Annotated in this window: 17 protein-coding genes; 8 read left to right on the forward strand and 9 right to left on the reverse strand. The window is 67.3% G+C overall.

The window, feature by feature from the left end:
• The 6 genes from ACQKLX_RS15450 to ACQKLX_RS15475 all read left to right on the forward strand — a co-directional run bounded on the left by ACQKLX_RS15450 (position 1) and on the right by ACQKLX_RS15475 (position 6,030).
• Entirely contained in the window at positions 1-885 is an 885-nt protein-coding gene (locus ACQKLX_RS15450) for a GNAT family N-acetyltransferase (RefSeq protein WP_427362551.1), read from the forward strand.
• A gap of 19 nt (positions 886-904) precedes the next feature.
• Positions 905-1,831 (forward strand): 2-hydroxyacid dehydrogenase, encoded by a 927-nt coding sequence (locus tag ACQKLX_RS15455; RefSeq protein ID WP_427362452.1) that lies wholly within the window; start codon positions 905-907, stop codon positions 1,829-1,831.
• A 13-nt stretch (positions 1,832-1,844) separates the two neighbouring features.
• A complete protein-coding gene (locus tag ACQKLX_RS15460; RefSeq protein ID WP_427362453.1) occupies positions 1,845-3,314 on the forward strand; it encodes an NAD-dependent succinate-semialdehyde dehydrogenase in 1,470 nt (489 codons plus the stop codon).
• Between the two features lie 148 nt (positions 3,315-3,462).
• Positions 3,463-3,906, forward strand: coding sequence for a helix-turn-helix domain-containing protein (locus ACQKLX_RS15465; protein WP_427362454.1), 444 nt, complete (start codon positions 3,463-3,465; stop codon positions 3,904-3,906).
• A gap of 9 nt (positions 3,907-3,915) precedes the next feature.
• Positions 3,916-5,310 carry an aminotransferase class III-fold pyridoxal phosphate-dependent enzyme gene (locus ACQKLX_RS15470; protein ID WP_427362455.1) on the forward strand — a complete coding sequence of 465 codons (1,395 nt, stop codon included), beginning with the start codon at positions 3,916-3,918 and terminating at the stop codon, positions 5,308-5,310.
• Between the two features lie 243 nt (positions 5,311-5,553).
• The gene (locus ACQKLX_RS15475; RefSeq protein ID WP_427362552.1) at positions 5,554-6,030 is read left to right on the forward strand and encodes an Lrp/AsnC family transcriptional regulator; all 477 of its coding nucleotides are present in this window, start codon (positions 5,554-5,556) and stop codon (positions 6,028-6,030) included.
• Positions 6,031-6,036: 6 nt separating this feature from the next.
• On the opposite strand, the gene ACQKLX_RS15480 is transcribed toward ACQKLX_RS15475, so the two are convergent.
• The gene (locus ACQKLX_RS15480) at positions 6,037-6,858 is read right to left on the reverse strand and encodes a GNAT family N-acetyltransferase (RefSeq protein WP_427362553.1); all 822 of its coding nucleotides are present in this window, start codon (positions 6,856-6,858) and stop codon (positions 6,037-6,039) included.
• Between the two features lie 231 nt (positions 6,859-7,089).
• Between ACQKLX_RS15480 and ACQKLX_RS15485 the strand changes: the two genes are divergently transcribed.
• A complete protein-coding gene (locus tag ACQKLX_RS15485; protein ID WP_427362456.1) occupies positions 7,090-8,367 on the forward strand; it encodes an NAD(P)/FAD-dependent oxidoreductase in 1,278 nt (425 codons plus the stop codon).
• A 196-nt stretch (positions 8,368-8,563) separates the two neighbouring features.
• On the opposite strand, the gene ACQKLX_RS15490 is transcribed toward ACQKLX_RS15485, so the two are convergent.
• The 6 genes from ACQKLX_RS15490 to ACQKLX_RS15515 form a co-directional block, all read right to left on the reverse strand.
• Positions 8,564-9,349, reverse strand: a complete 786-nt coding sequence (locus ACQKLX_RS15490; RefSeq protein ID WP_427362457.1) for an ABC transporter permease — start codon at positions 9,347-9,349, stop codon at positions 8,564-8,566.
• Positions 9,346-10,158, reverse strand: a complete 813-nt coding sequence (locus ACQKLX_RS15495) for an ABC transporter permease (protein ID WP_427362554.1) — start codon at positions 10,156-10,158, stop codon at positions 9,346-9,348. Before ACQKLX_RS15495 ends, ACQKLX_RS15490 begins: the two co-directional genes overlap by 4 nt.
• A gap of 241 nt (positions 10,159-10,399) precedes the next feature.
• Positions 10,400-11,455, reverse strand: coding sequence for an ABC transporter substrate-binding protein (locus tag ACQKLX_RS15500; RefSeq protein WP_427362458.1), 1,056 nt, complete (start codon positions 11,453-11,455; stop codon positions 10,400-10,402).
• A gap of 39 nt (positions 11,456-11,494) precedes the next feature.
• The gene (locus ACQKLX_RS15505) at positions 11,495-12,811 is read right to left on the reverse strand and encodes an NAD(P)/FAD-dependent oxidoreductase (RefSeq protein WP_427362459.1); all 1,317 of its coding nucleotides are present in this window, start codon (positions 12,809-12,811) and stop codon (positions 11,495-11,497) included.
• Between the two features lie 5 nt (positions 12,812-12,816).
• On the reverse strand, positions 12,817-13,521 hold the full coding sequence (locus ACQKLX_RS15510) for an HAD-IA family hydrolase (protein WP_427362460.1): 705 nt from the start codon (positions 13,519-13,521) through the stop codon (positions 12,817-12,819).
• Positions 13,522-13,550: 29 nt separating this feature from the next.
• Positions 13,551-14,636 carry an ABC transporter ATP-binding protein gene (locus ACQKLX_RS15515; protein ID WP_427362461.1) on the reverse strand — a complete coding sequence of 362 codons (1,086 nt, stop codon included), beginning with the start codon at positions 14,634-14,636 and terminating at the stop codon, positions 13,551-13,553.
• A 230-nt stretch (positions 14,637-14,866) separates the two neighbouring features.
• Here ACQKLX_RS15515 and ACQKLX_RS15520 point away from each other — a divergent pair, with 230 nt between their 5' ends.
• Positions 14,867-15,820: a LysR family transcriptional regulator gene (locus ACQKLX_RS15520; protein ID WP_427362462.1), complete on the forward strand. Its 954-nt coding sequence runs from the start codon at positions 14,867-14,869 to the stop codon at positions 15,818-15,820.
• Between the two features lie 9 nt (positions 15,821-15,829).
• Here ACQKLX_RS15520 and ACQKLX_RS15525 read toward each other — a convergent pair whose 3' ends face one another.
• Positions 15,830-17,299 (reverse strand): aldehyde dehydrogenase family protein, encoded by a 1,470-nt coding sequence (locus tag ACQKLX_RS15525; protein WP_427362463.1) that lies wholly within the window; start codon positions 17,297-17,299, stop codon positions 15,830-15,832.
• A 2-nt stretch (positions 17,300-17,301) separates the two neighbouring features.
• A complete protein-coding gene (locus ACQKLX_RS15530) occupies positions 17,302-17,970 on the reverse strand; it encodes a haloacid dehalogenase type II (protein WP_427362464.1) in 669 nt (222 codons plus the stop codon).
• Positions 17,971-18,131: the final 161 nt, after the last annotated feature.

The raw sequence follows: 18,131 nt of genomic DNA on the forward strand, positions 1-18,131 counted from the left end.
ATGGCACCCGTCGTCGAGACGGGCACGGCCGGGATCGGGGCTCCGGAAGCGCTGACGCTGCGGGCAATCCGCATGGACGATGCGGCTTCGTGCGCGGAGCTGTCGCACCGCATCGGCTGGCCGCATCGCCGTGAGGACTGGGAGTTCGTGATCGGCCTCGGTCACGGTATCGTCGGCGAGCGGAACGGCAGGCTCGTCGCCACCGGCCAATGGTGGCCCTATGGCGAGCGCCATGCGACAGTCGGGATGATCATCGTCGTACCCGAGGAGCAGGGGGCCGGGATCGGCAAGCGCCTGATGCAGGCGCTGCTAGCGCAGGCCGGCGAGCGGTCGCTGATGCTCAATGCGACCGTCGCCGGCGAGCCCCTCTATGTCCGTCTCGGCTTCCGGCCCTGTGGTGGCGTGACCCAGTATCACGGCCACGTCCTCGCCGTCGCCGCACCGGAGCTTGGCGCGGACGAAAGCTTGCGTCCGGGCAGCCCGGCCGATCTCGCCATGCTCGAACGGCTCGATCGAGAGGCGACAGGACTGGAGCGAGGGCCGGTCCTGGCGGCGCTCCTGCAATGCGGCGAATGCCTGGTGCTGGAACGAGCGGGACAGCCGGTCGGCTTCAGCATGCTGCGCGCCTTCGGTCGCGGCCATGTGATCGGTCCGGTCGTGGCTGCCGACGAGACGGAGGCGCGTGCTCTGATCGCCTGCTGGCTGCACGGTCGGGCCGGGCAGTTCATCCGGGTCGATCTGCCGTTCGATTCCGGGCTGGGCGGGTGGCTGGAACAGCATGGCCTTGCGCCGGCCGGAGACGTTGCGGCCATGGTGCGGGGCGATCTGCCGGCCGCACCTGGACCGGCGCGCCTCCATGCCCTGATCACTCAGGCGCTCGGCTGATATCCGCGAGGTCGACACCATGACGCTGCTGCTCAAGTCCGATGCTGCCCGCGCCGAGGAATGGACGCGGCTGCTCGCGGACAAGGCGCCTGAGCTGCCGTTCCGGATCTGGCCGGATATCGGTGATCCCGCCGAGATCCGCTATCTCGCCGCTTGGATTCCGCCGGACGACCTGCTCGGCCAGTTCCCCAATCTCGAACTGCTGGTCTCGGTTGGCGCTGGCGTCGACCAGCTGAACCTCGCCGATATCCCAGCGAGCCTGCCGATCATACGGATGATCGAGCCCGGCCTCGTCGACAGCATGGTCGAATACGTCACCATATCGGTGCTCGCCCTGCATCGCGACCTCGTGCCCTATATCGCTGCGCAGCGGGAACAGGCCTGGAGGCCGCTGCGGATCAGGCCGACGAGCGAGCGCCGCGTTGGCGTTCTCGGCCTCGGCATGCTCGGCAAGGCCTGCGCGCTGAAGCTCGCCGAATTCGGCTTCGGCGTGGCCGGCTGGAGCCGCTCGCGGCACGAGGTCGAGGGGATCGAGACCTTCGCGGGCGATGCCGAACTGCCGGCCTTCCTCGCACGCACCGATATCCTGGTTTGCCTGCTGCCGCTGACCGATGCGACGCGCGGCCTGCTCGGCGCCGAGTTGTTCGCCCGGTTGCCGCAGGGGGCAATGATCGTCAACGCCGGCCGGGGCGGCCATCTCGACCAGGACGCCCTGCTGGCGGCGCTGGACAGCGACCATCTTGCGGGCGCCGTGCTGGATGTCTGCGAGCCCGAGCCGCTGCCGGAAGGGCATCCGCTCTGGAGCCACCCCAAGGTCCTGCTCACCCCGCATATAGCCAGCCGCTCGCGCTCCGAGGCCTCGCTCGACATCGTCCTCGACAACCTGCGGCGCCACGAGGCGGGCGAGCCCCTGATCGGCCTGATCGACCGCGGTCGCGGCTACTGAACGAGGTCCTAAGATGTCCATCGTCGCTCTCGAAGACCGCAGCCTTCTCGTAGGTCGCGCCCTGATCGGCGGCGAATGGGTTGGTGCCGCCTCCGGCGAGGAACTGCCGGTGCGCGACCCTGCGACCGGCATCGAGATCGGCACGATTCCAGCCTGCGGCGAGACGGAAACCAACGCCGCGATCGCGGCCGCCGAGGCCGCGTTCCCGGCCTGGAAGGCGCGGCCGGCGGCCGAGCGGGCCGCCCTGCTGGAGCGCTGGCACGACCTCTTGCTGGAGCACCGCAAGGATCTCGCCCGCATCATGACGGCCGAGCAGGGCAAGCCGCTGGCGGAGGCCGAGGGCGAGGTGCTCTACGGCGCCGGCTTCATCAAATGGTTCGCCGAGGAGGCGCGCCGCGTCTATGGCAGCACGGTGCCGGCCCCGACCAACGACCGGCGCATCCTCGTGTTGAAGGAACCCGTCGGTGTCTCCGCCGCGATCACGCCCTGGAACTTCCCCAATGCGATGATCACCCGCAAATGCGCGCCGGCGCTCGCCGCCGGCTGCCCGATCGTGGTGAAGCCCTCGGAGCTGACGCCCTATTCGGCGCTGGCGCTCGGCGTATTGGCCGAGCGCGCCGGCTTCCCGCCCGGCGTGATCAACATCGTCACCGGCCTGCCCCAAGGGGTTGGCGCGGCCCTGACGCAGAATCCCATCGTCCGCAAACTCTCCTTCACCGGCTCGACCCGGGTCGGTGCGCTGCTGATGCGGCAATGCTCGGACACGCTGAAGCGGCTCAGTCTCGAGCTCGGCGGCAATGCGCCTTTCATCGTCTTCGACGATGCCGATCTCGACGCTGCGGTCGCCGGCGCCCTTGCCAGCAAGTTCCGCAATGCCGGCCAGACCTGCGTCTGCGCCAACCGCATCCTGGTGCAGGACGGCATCCACGACGCCTTCGCCGACCGCCTTGCCAAGGCCGTGGCGTCGATGCGGGTCGGCGACGGCCGGCAGGACGGCGTCACCATCGGCCCATTGATCAATGCGGCGGCGGTCGAGAAGGTCCACGCGCATCTCGATGATGCACTCTCGCTCGGCGCGACGCGCTTCGCCGCGGCTCAGGGCGAGGTCGACGGCTCCCGCTTCGTGGTGCCGACGGTGCTGACCGGCGCGACCACGCGCATGCGCCTCGCCAATGAGGAGACCTTCGGCCCGGTCGCGCCGCTGTTCCGCTTCAGGCACGAGGACGAGGCGATCGATATCGCCAACGGCACGCCCTATGGGCTGGCGGCCTATTTCTACACCGAGAACCTCAACCGCTCCTGGCGCGTCGGCGAGCGGCTCGAATTCGGCATGGTCGGCCTCAACACCGGCTCGGTCTCGATGGAAGTGGCGCCCTTCGGCGGCATCAAGCAGTCTGGCATCGGCCGCGAGGGCGGCGCGACCGGCATCGAGGAATATCTTGAGCTGAAGAGCTTCCATATCGGCGGGCTGAAGTCAGCCTGATCGGCAGGGCGAAGCACGATCTGCCGATCCCGCCCCCGAATAGGGCAGGGGATACCAAAGCGGCGCGCGAAAGCCGCCGCACAGCAGCGCCGGCCGCTCCTAGCCTCCCTGCTGACCCTATTTGGGTTCAGCGGAGGACGAAGCGGCCATGCTCCAGTCTGTTTCCAGTTCTGCCGCCCGAGTGGCGGAGCCGGCGAGCCCCGGCATCCGGCGGGCGCTGAGCCATATCGAGCGGCATTTCACCGAGGCTCTCTATCTTGACGACCTCGCCTCGCTGGCCGGCCTCAGCGTCTGCCGCTTCGTCACTGTCTTCCGGCGCCAGGTCGGGCTGACGCCGCATCGCTTCGTCTGCCGTGAGCGCGTGCGCTATGCGCGGGCGCTGCTCGTCGATGGCGTTCCGGCCGCGCAGGCCGCGCTGGAGGCCGGCTTCTTCGACCAGAGCCATCTCTCGCGTCATTTCAAGAACATCTACGGCGTGACGCCCGGCCGCTATCTGCGCGAGTTGGTGCAACCCCCGCCATCGCGGGCCGGTCGGATCGCCTATCCGGGGCCCACGGCCTTCTCATCCATTCCGTCTTCCCGTCCTGCCTGAGGTTCCGCCATGAGCGTCAACTCCCTCGAAGCACTCGACCGCCGCCACTGGGTCCATCCGGTCGCCAACTGGGCCGGCCATGAGAAGCGCGGCGTCACCGTGATGAAATCGGCCAAGGGCGCCTTCGTCACCGATGCCGACGGCCACGAGCTGATCGACGGCTTCGCCGGGCTGTGGTGCGTCAATGTCGGCTACGGCCATGACAGCATCGTCGAGGCAGCCGCCCGCCAGATGCGCGAGCTGCCCTATGCCACCGGCTATTTCAGCTTCGGCAGCGAGCCGACGATCCGCCTCGCCGCCAAGCTCGCCGAGCTGACCCCCGGCGATCTCGACCACATCTATTTCTCGCTGGGCGGTTCGGATGCGGTCGACAGCGCGCTGCGCCTGATCCAGTTCTACTACAACGTCACCGGCCGGCCGACGAAGAAGGCGATCCTCTCGCTCGAGCGCGGCTATCACGGCTCGAGTTCGACCGGCGCCGGCGTCACGGCGCTGCCGGCCTTCCATGCCAATTTCGACTTTCCGGCGCATGTGCATCACTACGTCGTCCCGCCCTATGCCTATCGCAACCCGACCGGCTCGGGCGACGCGGCGGTGATCGCAGCCAGCGTCGCCTCGCTGCGTGCCAAGGTCGCGGAGCTCGGCGCCGAGAACGTCGCGGCCTTCTTCTGCGAGCCGGTGATCGGTTCGGGCGGTGTCATCGTGCCGCCGAAGGGCTGGCTCAAGGCGATGCGCGAGACGGCCGCCGAGCTCGACATCCTCTTCGTCGCCGACGAGGTCATCACCGGCTTCGGCCGCACCGGCCCGATGTTCGCCTGCGAGGCCGAGGGCGTCGTGCCTGATATGATGACCATGGCCAAGGGGCTGACCTCGGGTTATGCGCCGCTCGGCGCGCTCGCCATCGGCGAAAAGGTCTATCGCGCCATCGCCGACAACGCCCCGGCCGGCGGGCCGGTCGGCCATGGCTACACCTATTCCGGCCATCCGGTCAGCGCCGCGGTCGCGCTCGAAGTGCTGCGCCTCTACGAGGAGGGCGGCATCCTCGCCAACGGCCAGCGCGTCGGCGCTTATTTCGAGGAGCGTCTGGCGACGCTCGCCGACCACCCGCTCGTCGGCGAGATCAGGGCGCGCGGCCTGCTCGCCGGTGTCGAGCTGGTCGCCGACAAGGCGACGAAGCAGAAGCTGCCGCGCGAGGCGAAGCTGCCGGACCATCTCTTCGCCCGCGGCTATGCCAATGGCGTCATCTTCCGCGCCTTCGCCGACGACATCATCGGCCTTGCCCCGCCGCTCTGCTGCAGTGAGGCAGAGATCGACCTGATCGTCTCCAGGCTGCGCAAGACGCTCGACGACGTCCTGGCACTGCCGGAGGTGGCGGGGGCGTTGAAAACCGCAAAAGCGGCGTGATCCTTGCTTGGCCCGGACCGCATCAAACGACGAGAGCCGGATGGTTTCGGATGGAACCGCAAAGCAGTTCCATCCGAAATCTGAATCCGCCTCTCATCAAAGAGTTAGAGCAGGATCATAGCGAAAAACCGGTTCCCACTTTTTCGCATCCTGCTCTAGTCTGATACCGGTTCGGGCCCGCTCCGCAGGCCCGGTTCCGCAAGAGGCATCAAGGGACAAGAGGCCTTCGTCGTGACACCGGGCGTGCGGCTCGACCGCATCGACATGAAGATCCTGATCGAGCTGCAGAACAACGGCAGGATCACGAACGTCAACCTGGCCGATGCGGTGGGCCTGTCGCCCAGCCCCTGCCTGCTGCGGGTCAAGCGGCTGGAGCAGGCCGGCTTCATTTCCGGCTATGGCGCGACCATCAATCTGCAGAAGCTCGGCGAGACGATCACGGTCTTCACCGAGATCACCCTGACCGACCACACCAAGGAATACTTCATCCGCTTCGAGACGGCGCTTCGGCGCGTCGACGAAGTCGTGGAATGCCATCTCGTCAGCGGCGGCTACGACTACCTCGTCAAATTCGTCACGCGCGGGCTGACGCATTACCAGTCGCTGATCGAGACGCTGCTCGATCGCAATATCGGCATCTCCAAATACTTCAGCTACATCGTGATCAAGTCGCCGATCCAGAAGCCCGGCTATCCACTGCCGACGCTGTTCGACATCTGACCGATTTCAGCCAAGCGCCTGGGTGACGAGCCCGAAGGTCCGCGCCTCGCCGCGCGGCCCGTGATTATGGCCCCGGACCATCGTGGTCACGGTGTCGTAGACGGTCATGCCGCATTCTTCGAGGAAGCCGCCGAACCTGCCCTGTTCCTGGGCGGTGTCGACGCGCAGGAACTGCCCGTCATGCGCGATCACATGCGGGCGCAGGAGTGCGATCGCCGCCTCGTCGCTCTCGGCGACGATCGGGCCGACGACATGGCCGCGGCCGAAGCGACGGCAGAGCGCGAAGCCCGCGACCCTGCCGTCGCGCTCGATCACGGTCCCGGTCGCGAGCTTCATCAAGGCGGCGATGACGCGCGAGCGGTCGGCGCCATAAGCGTCGGCGTCTAGCTGCGCGATCGCTTCACCATCCGCGGCGGTCATGGGCCGGACGGCGAATTCGTCGGGCGCAGCGCCGGCCGGCGCCTGGGCGCGGCCCTGATGCTGGAAGATCCGGCCGATCGGCTGGAAATCGAGCGAGCGGTAGAGCCGGTAGCCGGCCCGCGTCGCGTTGAGCCTGAGGTCGCGCTCGCCCGCCTCTTCGAAGATCGTGTCCATCAGGCGCCGGCCGGCGCCCTGCATCTGCAGGCGCGGCGAGGTGATGACCATGCCTATCGTCGCGAAATGTGGCCCGTAGGGCCACCACATCGCCGATGCGAGCGCCCGGTCGATCGCATCGCAGGCGACGAAGCCGTGCCCGACCTCCAGCACGAAGCGCCAGTCCTCCGGCCGATGCGGCCAGCTGACGCCGACGGAGAGCTGGTGCGCCTGGGAGATGTCCGCTTCTGTCATCGGCCGGATGGTCAGCTCGTAGTCGAGCCGGCGCCGAGCCGTATTGTAAGCCACTGCGATAGGCCTCGTTGCTTGAATACGGGCCGACTATAGGCAGGCCCTGGGCTGCGGAGAACTGCAAAATTGTCCAAGAACCTGTTCGGCGAGGCGGTATTCTCGGCGGTCGGAGCCGGCTCGCCCGGCCGAGGGCGGCACGGGCTGCCTTGTCCGGAACACTGAGACCATAACCCCATGAAGCTCGAACCCTACTGGCTCGCGACGGCGCCGAGATTCACCGCCGGCTCGGCGGCTCCGATTGCCGGCAAGGTCGATGTCGCCGTGGTCGGCGGCGGCTTCACCGGTCTCTCTGCCGCGCTTGCTTTGGCGAAGGCGGGCGCGAGCGTCGCCGTACTGGAGGCCGATCGCGTTGTCGGCCAGGCCTCCGGCCGCAATGGCGGGCATTGCAACAACGGCCTGGCGCATGATCTCGGCGGGCTTGCCGCGACCCTCGGCGAGGAGAGGGCGGTCGCGCTCTACCGCGCCTTCGACAATGCCGTGGATACCGTCGAGGCGCTGGTCGCGCGCGAGGCGATCGACTGCGATTTCATCCGCACTGGCAAGATCAAGCTCGCCGCCAAGCCGGAGCATTTCGCCAAGCTGGAGAAGAGCGCGGCCCTGTTGCAGCGAACGGTCGAGCCGAACTTGGTCGTGGTGCCGCCGCGGGACATGCGCCGCGAGATCGGTTCGGACGGCTTCTTCGGCGGGCTGGTCTATCCGCGCAGCGCCCATATGCATATGGGCCGGTTCGGTGTCGGCCTCGCCGAGGCGGCGGCGCGAAACGGCGCGGCGATCCACGAGAACGCGGCGGTGACCGGGCTCCAGCGGCTGAATGGCCAGGCTCACCGCGTCGTCACCAGCCGTGGCACGCTGGAAGCCGGGCAGGTGCTGCTTGCGACGGGGGTTTCACGGCAAGGGCCTTTCTCCTGGCTCCGGCGACGCATCGTGCCGGTCGGCAGCTTCATCATCGCCACCGAGCCGCTTTCGCCAGAGCGCACGGCGGCGATCATGCCGACGCGGCGAACCGCGACGACCACGAAGAACATCGGCAACTATTTCCGGCTGACCCCGGACAACCGGCTGATCTTCGGCGGACGGGCGCGTTTTGCCCTGTCGAACCCGGCCTCGGACGCCAAGAGCGGTGCGATCCTGAAGGCGCGCATGCTGGAGCTGTTCCCGGAGCTCGCGGATACGCGCATCGACTATTGTTGGGGCGGGCTGGTCGACATGACCGCCGACCGGCTGCCGCGTGCCGGCGAGCGTGACGGCGTCTTCTATGCGCTCGGCTATAGCGGCCATGGCGCCCAGATGTCGGTCCACACGGGCCAGGCGATGGCCAAGGTGATGGGCGGCGACACGAAGGCGAATCCCTTCGCCGGGCTCGATTGGCCGGCGGTGCCCGGCCATTTCGGCCCACCCTGGTTCCTGCCTTTCGTCGGGATGTATTATCGCTACCAGGACTGGCGCCACTGAGAGCGCTCGGGAACGCTACTCCGGCGGTCGTGTGCGCTGCCGGTGCTCACGGACTAAAACGGAACTGGCCGTACTTTTTTCACAGCCCTCATCCTGAGGAGCGATCGCAGATCGCGTCTCGAAGGATGCTCCAGCGTGCACTGAAGCATCCTTCGAGACGCCGCTGCACGGCTCCTCAGGATGAGGGCTGTGGGTTTTAGGCCTCCTTCTTCTGTCCGCTCATGGCGAGCAGGACGAGCAGGAACGAAGCCGCCGTCAGCAGGGTCGAGATCGAGGCGATGGTCGGGTCGATCTCGTCGCGCAGCGCCGTGAACATGCGCTTGGTCAGGGTCTGGTACTGCCCCCCCGAGACGAAGAGCGCGATGATCGTCTCGTCGATCGCCGAGATGAAGGCGAAGACCGCGCCGGCGAAGACGCTGGCCTTGATCTGCGGCAGGGTCACGGTGAGGAAGGCGCGGAGGCGATTCATCCCGAGGCTGCGCGCCACCATCTCCTGCGTCTTGTCGAAGCTCTGCAGCCCGGCAACGACCGAGGTGATGACATAGGGCAGGCCGAGCATGACATTGGCCAGCACCAGCCCGGTCAGCGTCTGGATCAGGCCGAGCTTGGCGTAGACGAAGAAGATGCCGATCGCGACGATGATGATCGGCACGATCAGCGGCAGCATCAGCACCATGTGCAGCGAGCGCATCAGCCGGTTCTGGGCATTGCTGATGGCATAGGCGGCGGCGGTGCCGAGCGGCGTCGCGATCAGCACGGTGAGCACGCCGAGCATCAGGCTCATGCGCGTGCCCTGCATCCAGTTGGGATTGCCGAAATATTCGGCGTACCAGCGCAGCGAGAGCGCCGGCGGCGGGAAGGTCAGGAAGCGCGTGCTCGAGAACGACATCGGCACGATGATCAGCACCGGCAGCATCAGGTAGATCAGGACGAGCCCGACGACGAGGCCGAAGGCGAGGCGGGGCAGCAGCGAGGTCTTCATTTCTGCCCCAGCATCTTGTCGAGCGGGATGATGCGGCCGACCGCGGCGAAGATCGCGAGCACGCAGGCGAGCAGCACGACGCCGACGGCGCTCGCTGCCCCCCATTGCGCGTAGAGCTCGACATTGCGGCTCACCACCATCGAGATCATCACGGTGCGCCCACCGCCGAGCAGCTCGGGCGTGATGTAGAAGCCGAGCGTCAGCACGAAGACGAGGGTGAGCCCGGCGACGACGCCCGGCAGCGACAGCGGCAGGAAGATACGCAGGAAGCTGTAGAGCGGACCGCCGCCGAGGCTGGCGCCGGCGAGCATCAGCTCGCGCGGGATCTTCTGCATGGTCGAATAGAGCGGCAGGACCATGAAGGGCAGCAGGATGTGTACGGTCGCGATCACTGTGCCGAGCTCGTTATGGACCATCGCCAGCGGTTCGCTGATCAGGCCGAAGCGTTCGAGCAGCTGGTTGGCGACGCCGGTGCGCTGCAGCAGCACAAGCCAGGCATAGGCGCGCACCAGAACGCTGGTCCAGAACGGCAACATCACGCAGGCGAGGATCAGCACGTTCCACGGCCGCTTGGCGTGGGCGGCGGCATAGGCGACCGGGTAGCCGAGCAGCAGAGTGAGCAGCGTCACCATCAGCGCGATACGGAAGGTCAGCGCAAAGCTGCGCCAGTAGACTTCTTCGGTGAAGATGCGGCGGTAGTGCTCCAGCGTGAAGCCGTTGTCGTAGATCGACTGGGCCGCGAGCCAGCCGACCGGGATCACCACCAGCGCGACGATCACCAGCACGGCCGGGGCCGCGAGCAGCGTCATCAGCGCCTGCTCGCGGCGCTGATGGGTGAGGGATGGGTCGATCGCGCTCACGAGCCGTGTGCTCCTGCTCTCACGAGGTCGGTGTCATTCCGGGGCGATCCGAAGGATCGAGCGCCGGATCCAGAGCCGATGCGTTGGATCGGGAGAGGGGAGGTGGGCTCCCGATCCGGAACCGGCATCGTTTATGGATTCCGGGCTCATCGCTCTGCGGCGCCCCGGAATGACGGAGGTTGCGCCGTGCTCACTTCTGCATGAACTGCAGCCAGCGCTTCTCGGCGGCTTCGCCGGCCGGCGAGGTCCACCAGGCATAGGACATCAGCGCCTGCACCTTGGCATTCTCGGGCGCGCTCGGCAGTTCCTTGACCCGCGCCTCGGAGATCACCTTGGTGTCGTAGGCCTTCGGATTGGCCGGGCCGTAGTCGATATGCAGCGGCAGGTTGGCCTGGTGCACCGGATCGACTGCCTCGTTCAGGAACTTGATCGCGGTCGGCAGGTTGGGCGCGCCCTTCAGCACGCAGAGCGAGGTGCTCTGCAGGATGCCCTGGTTGTAGGTGTAGGCGACCTTGGCGCCTTCCTTGGTCAGCGCGCTGATGCGGCCGTTCCAGGCCATCACCATGTCCACCTCGCCATCGTTGAGCAGCTGCGCCGACTGGGCGCCGGAGGTCCACCACACCGTGATGTTCGGCTTGATCTCCTCCAGCTTCTTGAAGGCGCGGTCGACGTCGAGCGGGTAGAGCTTGTCCGCGGCGACGCCGTCGGCCATCAGCGCCGCTTCCAGCGTCGCGAGCGGGTGGTTGCGCAGCGAGCGACGGCCCGGGAACTTCTTCACGTCCCAGAAATCGGCCCAGCTCTTGGGCGCGGAGGCAGCGTCCGGGAACTTCTTCAGGCTGTAGCCGAGCACGCTGGAATAGAACTCATAGGCGACCGAGTAGTCGCTGCGGTACTCGGCCGGCATCGCCGCGGCGTTCGGGATCTTGCTGAAATCGAGCTTCTCGACGATGCCCTGCTCGCCGCCCCGCAGGCAGAAATTGGTGGCGACGTCGACGACGTCCCAGGTCGGCTTACCCGTCGCGACCTGCGAGCGCATGATCGGCCAGGCATCGGGCACGCTGTCCTGGTTGATGGTGATGCCGAGCTTCTTGGCGCTCGGATCGAGGATCGCGATGGTCTGCGCCTTCTGATAGGCGCCGCCCTGCGAGACGAACATGATCTGTTCGGCCGCGCTGGCGGAGCCGAGCGCTGCGAGCGACAAGCCTGCGACGGCGCAGGCGGTCCGGAAGTTCAAGCTCTTGGCCATGTCCTGTTCCCCTGTTGTTTTGGATCGGAGCTTCGAGGCCTACCGTCCGATCGCATCCAGAAACTGGTACCAGCCGGCGACCGCACGGACCGCCGGTTCTCGAAGCGCGTAGAAGGGCACGGGCCGCATGCGGCCGACGTCCAGCAGCCCGACATCGGGGCGTTCGCCGCGCGCGAAGGCAGCGAGGTAGCGTCCCATCAGGCTGGACATGGCGACACCCGCGCCATTGTAGCCCATGGCGACCATGACCCGGTCGTCGACGCGGCCGACATGCGGCACGGAATCGAGCGTCATCGCGACGAGGCCGGACCAAGAATAAGCCAGCGGCACGTCGGCGACATCAGGGAAGATGCCGATCATCGCCTTGTGCAGCGCGGCGAAGGCCGCTGCGGAATCGGTCTTGCCGAACGCGCCGCGGCCGCCGAAGACGATGCGGTCGTCGACCATGCGGAACCAGCGCATCATCCGCTTGGTCTCGGTATAGGTCCGGCCCGTCGGCATCACGCTGGCGGCAAGGTTCGGCGAGAGCTTTTCGGTCGCGATGATCGCGCTGCGGAACGGGATCAGCGTGCGCTGGTAGTCCCGCGTGGCGGGTGTGAGGTCGGAATAGCTGTTGGTGGCGATGATCGCCTGCTTCGCCCGCACCGTGCCGCGCGGCGTCTCGACCAGCACGCCGTCCGCTTCGCGCCTGAGGCTGACCGCCGGAGTATGGCTATGGACGGGAATGCCTTGCGCGCTCGCGCCGCGGGCGAGGCCGCGCAGATAGTTGAGCGGGTGGATGCCGCCCGAACCGGCATTGAGCACGCCGCCGACGAAGCCGGCTGAGCCGGTTTCCTCGCGCACCTGTCCGGCATCGAGTACGGTCATCGTGGTGTCGCCCAGTTCGGCGCGAAGCCACTGCGCTTCCTTCACCGCATAGCCCAGCGTCTCCTGGTTGTGCGCCGCCTTGACCTGGCCGGCCCGGGTCAAGCCGGCGTCCGTGATGCCATGGGCGTCGACCAACTCGGAGACGATATCGGTCGCCTCATGGGCGATATCGTACATTCTTTTCGCCATGCCCCGGCCATGGCCGGCGGCGATGGCCGGAAACGACAGGCGGAACTTCGCGGTGATGACGCCGCCATTGCGCCCGCTTGCGCCCCAGCCCGGCTCGTTCGCTTCGAGCACGACAGGCGCAAGGCCGCTGGCGGCGAGATGATGGGCGGCCGAAAGCCCGGTATAGCCGGCGCCGATGATCACGACATCCGCCTGCGCATCGCCGGCGAGCGGCGGCAAGGTAGCCAGCGGCGACGCCGTCGCCCGCCAGAGCGAGGGCGCCGCGTCGAGGGCCTGCCAGGATGTCGGCGCGGCCGTCATGTGCGTCAGGCCCTTTCGGCCTCGACCGCGTCGGCGAGCGCCTTCAGCGTCGGGAAATGATAGTCGGGCTTGGTGATCTCGGGCACCGCCGGGGTGCCGCCAAAACCCTTCTGGCCCTGGCGCCGCTCGATCCAGCAGGTGGCGTAGCCGAGCGACTTGGCGACGCGGATGTCGTGGTACTGGCTCTGCGCGACGTGGAGGATCTCCTCCTGCTTGTAGCCGAAGGCGGACTGCCGGCCGCGATTATAGGCGAAGTAGAGCGGATCGGGCTTGGGGTGGATCGCCTCGTCGGCGGTGATGCTGTCGTGGAACGGGTTGCCGAGCGTATGCGAGTAGCAGGTGAAGCTCGGCCGGTCGGCATTGGTCATCGCCACCAGACGGTAGTGCTTGCGCAGCCGTGCCAGCGCCTCTGCCGAATCCGGGAAGGCGGGATGGCGCAGGATGGCGAGCTGGAAGGCGTCGGCCGTGGCATCGTCGTGCGGCAGGCCGAGCTCCTTGGCGAGGTGGATGTAGACCAGCTTCATCACCTCGCTGGAGCGCTCGTAATGCAGCTCGCGGCCCTTGAGGTAGGGCGCGAAGATCTCGTCGTCGCTGAGCTTGGCGGCGGCCGGGCCGCCAAGGCGCCGCACCGCGCCGAGGACGCCGGCCTCGAAGTCGATCAGCGTGCCGACGACGTCGAATGTGAGAACCTTGAAATCGCTGAGGGCCATGGTCTTGCGTCTCTGCTGGGGGATGGGGATCAGGCGCCGGTTTTCGGCACGATGATCGTGTCCTGCGGGTGGAGGCTGACGGCGAGGCGCTCACCGACCGGGGGAATGCGGCGGGCGGCCTCGTAATGGCTGGGCTGGCGCAGGCTGAGCGCTGTGCCGTCGTCGAGCGCGAGGAAGACGCGCAGGCTCTCGCCCTGGAAGACGATATCGGTGACCCGGGCTTCGAGCCGGTTGCGCTCGGGGCTGCCGGAGCCATCCTCGACCAGCAGCTTCTCGGTCTGGATCGCGAGCACGAGCTCGCCATTCGGCGCGATCGGGCGGGCACTCTTCAGCACGGTGCCGGCGAGTGAGACGCTGTCGGAGCCGGCGCGCTGGACCGGCAGCAGCGTCGCCTCGCCGATGAAGCTGGCGACGAAGGCGTTAGCAGGATGGTCGTGCAGGCGCTCGGGCCTGTCGATCTGGACCAGCTTGCCGTCCTTCAGGATGGCGACGCGGTCACTCATCGTCAGCGCCTCGCGCTGGTCGTGGGTGACGTAGATGATCGTCGCGCCCAGCCGCTTGTGCAGCTGGCGCAGTTCGATCTGCATGTTCTCGCGCAGCTGCTTGTCGAGCGCCGAAAGCGGCTCATCCATCAGGATCAGGCGCGGCTCGAAGATCATGGCGCGGGCGAGCGCGACGCGCTGGCGCTGGCCGCCGGAGAGCTGGCCGATGCCGCGCTCCTCGTAGCCGGCGAGGTCGACCATGGCGAGCGCACCGCGGACCTTCTCGGCATAGGTCGATTTCGGCAGGCGCCGAGCCCGCAGGGGGAAGGCGACGTTCTCGCCGACGCTCATATGCGGGAACAGCGCGTAGTTCTGGAAGACGATGCCGATGTCGCGCTTGTGCGGCGGGGTATAGGTAACGTCGCGGCCGCCGAGATGGACCGAGCCGCCGGAGGGCTGGATGAAGCCGCCGAGAATGCCGAGCAACGTGGTCTTGCCCGAGCCGGAGGGGCCGAGCAGCGAGACGAATTCCTGCGGGGCGATGTCGAGCGAGACGTCGTCGAGGGCGCGGACCGAGCCGTAATGCTTGCTCGCGGATCTGATCTCGACGCGTTCGCCGCCTATGCTGGCCATGGCACTCTCCCGTCCGGATACAGCGACATCGCGGCACTGCGCAGGCAAAGACCGTTTTCGGGACGGGCCATAAGGTGGTCTTATGGCGATCCGCACCGGCGCTGGTGCCGTGAGGCGGTGCGGGCCTCTGCCGGGCCGTCACCGCACGCTGCATTCGATGGGATCATGAAACGGGATTTCGGCCCTCTGTCGCAATTGCCAAATAATCAGGCGAAGCATAACCTGATGTAATGTCTGAGTTGCGCCGCATGGTCTCGTCGAGCAATGCGCTCTTCGTCTTCGAGGCGGCGGCGCGCAGCGGCAGCTTCACCCGCGCGGCCGAGGAGCTGAACGTCACCCAGCCGGCGGTCAGCCGCATGCTGTCGCGCTTCGAGGGCCATCTCGGCCTGCGCCTGTTCGAGCGCGGCGGGAAGGGCGCGGTCCTGACGCCGGAAGGCGAGGTGCTCTATCGCCGCGTCGCCGATGGCTTCCGCAGCATCGAGGCGGGCCTGCGCGAGGTCGAGCAGCTGCGCGGCGGCAAGGAGACGGTGACGATCTCGGTCTCCTCCGCCTTCACCACGCATTGGCTGATGCCGCGCATGGACCAGTTCCAGCGCCAATTCCCTTCGGTCGACCTGCGCTTCCAGATGATCGCCGGCTCGCTGCGCGGGCCGGTCGACAATGTCGATCTCGGCATGCGCTTCCTCGATGGCGACGAGGCTGTGCCGGCCGAGGCGATGGTGGTGCGCGAGGTGATGCTGCCGATCTGCAGCCCCGGCTACCGGCAAGCCGAGCCTGAAGCCGAGGCGACGGGCGAAGGCAACACGATCATCAACCTGACCGATTCCGCGCTCGACTGGGCCGAGCGCTATCCGCCTTTCGCCACCGGCCGGCCCGGGCCGGTCAAGACGCTGAGCTTTTCGGACTATGCCGTGGTGGTGCAGGCAGCGCTGCTCGGCCAGGGCGTCGCCTTCGGCTGGATCACAGTCGTCTCGCATGCGCTGAGGTCGGGCGCGCTGGTGCCGGCCAGCGACCGGCTGACGCGCGGCGAGCGCAATTGCGTGCTGCTGACGCCGCGCAACCGCCCGCCGAGCCCGGTCGTCGGCGCGATCCGGGACTGGATCGGGGCGGAGCTGAAGGGCGAGATCGAAGCGATCGACGCGCTTCATCCAGGCCTCGGCTTGAGGCGGGCCTGTTATGGCTGAAGGCGCGCCTCAGCTCGCGATGTCGATCAGCACCGTCTTGTGCCGCAGGTTCTGCTCCACCGCCTGCCGTCCGAGATCCTTGCCGATGCCGGAGCTCTTGTAGCCGCCGGTCGGCAGGATGAAGTCGAGCGTGCGGCTGTAGCGGTTGACCCAGACGGTGCCGGCCTGCAGCCGGCGCACGGCGCGCAGGCCGCGGCCGAGGTCGCGGGTGTAGACGCCGGCTGCGAGGCCGTATTCGGGATGATCGGCGAGCGCGAAGCCTTCGTCTTCGTCGGTGAAGGTCTGGATGGTGAGGACGGGCCCGAATATCTCCTCGCGCACCGCCGCATTGTCGGCCGTCACATTCGCGATGATCGTCGGCTGGTAGTAGGCGCCGCCATAGCCCGCCATCAGGCCGCCGCCGAGCAAAATTTCGCCACCCTGCTCGCGGCTGGCGGAGACGATGCGGTCGATCCTGCGAGCCTGCGCGTCGGATATGATCGGGCCGAAATCGGTCGCCGCTTTCCACGTATGCCCAGGCCTGATCTCGACGAGTTTCCTCCGGAGATGATCGGTCAAGGCTTCCGCCACAGAGCGCTGCACGATCACCCGTGAGCCCGCGACGCAGCCCTGGCCGGAATTCGCCAGGATCGAGCCGGCGATGCAGCTTGCCGCTTTCTCCAGATCGGCATCGGCGAAGACAAGCTGCGGGCTCTTTCCGCCGAGCTCGAGCGTCACCGGCTTGATGCCGCTCTCGGCCGCGGCCTTCATGATCGCGGCGCCGGTCCGGGTCGATCCGGTGAACGAGATTTTGCCGATGCCGGGATGGCGCGCCAGCGCATCGCCTGTGACGCCAGTGCCCTGAACGATATTGAAGATGCCGGCCGGCATGCCTGCCTCGATCGCGAGCTGCGCCAGCCTGACGGCGGAAAACGGCGTCAGCTCCGACGGCTTCAGCACGATGGCATTGCCTGCCGCCAGCGCCGGGCCGAGCTTCCACGAGGCGGTGCTGAGCGGCACGTTCCAGGGCGCGATAGCGCCAACGACGCCATAGGGCTCGGAGACGATCAGGCCGAGATTGTCGCTGCGTGTCGCCGCGACCTCTCCCCCGAGCTTGTCGGCCCATTCGGCGAAGAAGCGGATGCCGTCGGCGGTGGCTGCGACATCGCCGGTCACGGCCTGGGAGATCGGACGCGTCGATCCGACGGCTTCGATCCGGCCGGCCTCTTCGGCATTCGCTTCGATGAGCTCCGCCCATCGTCTCAGGACGCGGGCCCGCTCGCGTGGCGGCCTTACGGCCCAGCCGCTAGCCGCGACCGCCGCATGAGCGCTGCCGACGGCTCGGTCGACCATGGCGGCGTCGGCGATCGGGATTTCGGCATAGTCGACGAGATCGGATGGACGAGCGACGGGAAGCGTCTCGCCGCCGCCGATCGCCTCGCCGGCAATGAAGTGTCCGGTCGTGACCTCGATCGTGGCCGGGTCGAAATCACCCGGCATGATCAGAGCCCGACCAGCGCCGGCAGGCCGCCTATGTCCTTGATCTCGTGGGTGCTGTAATAGGGGTTCGACGGCTCATGGCCGCGATTGACGAAGACGCGGCGGGCGATCTTCATGTCGTAGGCGGTCATCTGGTCGTAGCGGAAGCTCGACGAGCAGTGCATCACGTCCTGCGGGCCGCAGCCGAGCATGTCGAACATGTATTCGAAGGCGCGCATGTGGGGCTTGTAGGCCTGCGCGTCCTGCGCGGTGTAAGCCGCGTGGAAGGGCGCCCCGAGTTTGGCGACCGAATGCGGGATCAGGTCGGTCATCGAGTTGGAGAGGATGACGAGCGGAATCTCCCTGGCGACCTTGGCGAGGCCAGCCGGCACGTCCGGATGCGGACCCCAGCTCGGAATCTCGTCGATGATGGCCTGGGCGTCTGCGGGATCATAGGGAAGGCCGAGCAGCTTGCAGGTTCGCTCCACCGCATTGCGGACGACGTCCTGATAGGGCTTCCAGGCGCCGAGGACTTCGTCGAGGCGATAGCTCGAGAAAGCGTCGCAGAACGCGTCCATCTGCTCGGGCGAAAGGCGGCCGGCATAGGCGCGCCGGGCGGCCGGAGCCATCTCGAAATAGATCAGCGTGCCATAGCAGTCGAAGGTAATGAATTTCGGCCGGAAGCTGCTCATCGTCTCGCTCTCGATCGTTGCGACGGCTGTCTGCCGCTGGGAAAAGGCTAGAGCGCAAGCGCGGGCAGGGAGGCGGAATCCGATCGGTATGACCGAATATTCTGCTGATGACGGGGTATGCTTCGGCATGGATTGCTGCGGGTATCGACCAGGATGGACAG

It is taken from the genome of Allobosea sp. NPDC003192, from assembly GCF_050275675.1.
Taxonomy (GTDB): domain Bacteria; phylum Pseudomonadota; class Alphaproteobacteria; order Rhizobiales; family Beijerinckiaceae; genus Allobosea.